The sequence below is a fragment of the Rhodococcus chondri genome (assembly GCF_036327435.1).
Taxonomy (GTDB): Bacteria; Actinomycetota; Actinomycetes; order Mycobacteriales; family Mycobacteriaceae; genus Rhodococcus; species Rhodococcus chondri.
In genome coordinates this window covers 1-665 of record NZ_JAUZMZ010000398.1, presented here as the reverse complement: position 1 = coordinate 665, position 665 = coordinate 1, and the positions used below count along the sequence as shown (strand labels likewise).

At 66.3% G+C, this 665-nt stretch carries 1 protein-coding gene and 1 pseudogene; one reads left to right on the top strand and one right to left on the bottom strand.

What is annotated here, in order from left to right:
• The first annotated feature begins 26 nt into the window (after nt 1-26).
• Complete coding sequence (locus Q8814_RS26390; RefSeq protein ID WP_330154858.1) at nt 27-296, top strand: DUF6953 family protein; 270 nt, start codon at nt 27-29, stop codon at nt 294-296.
• 47 nt (nt 297-343) lie between these two features.
• Here the strand turns inward: Q8814_RS26390 and Q8814_RS26385 are convergent.
• Nucleotides 344-665: pseudogene (locus tag Q8814_RS26385) on the bottom strand (DNA-processing protein DprA); the annotation flags it as partial.

The following is a 665-nucleotide window of genomic DNA, read 5'->3' as shown; positions in this document are numbered from 1 at the left end:
GGCCGAACGCACTAGGCTCAGCACCTATGAGCACCACCGCGACCGATATCGCCACCTGGATGATCGACATCATCACGGCCGAAGGCAAGGTCACCCAGGAAGACATGGTCGACGCGATCGAAGCCAAGTTCGGTGCCGACTGGGTGTACGTCAACGACAACGGTCACACCTCCATCGACCGCGCCGTTCTCAAAGAATTCCGCAAGGCCCACGACGGCGGCATCAAGTGGCACCGCGAGGACCGGGCCTGGTACATCGACAGCAGTTCCGAAGCCGAACCGTCCGAAGGCAAGTAGTCCGGCCTCAGCCACCAAGAGGTGGTGTTCTCCGCTGGGGCGCGCCCCTATCGCGGCGCGGAACGTATCCACCCGCCGTCTTCACGGTGAACGAGCCCCTCCATTTCGAGTAGGGGCAAAGCGGCGCGCACACGGTCGACGGCGAGGCCCGCGACTTCCGCGAGGACTGTCGGCCGGCACGCGCCGATCGCCGGTAGCGCCTCGTAGACCAGGGACATATCGCCCGAGAGTCCGTCGAGCGACCGGATCCACTGCGCGTCCCGGTCGTCGGACCCCCCCAGCGTACCGGCCTCCTCGACCACCTCACTAGCAGTGCCGACGAGCCGCGCCTCCCCTTCGCGAAAGCTGCGCTGGCACCCTTGCGTCGCC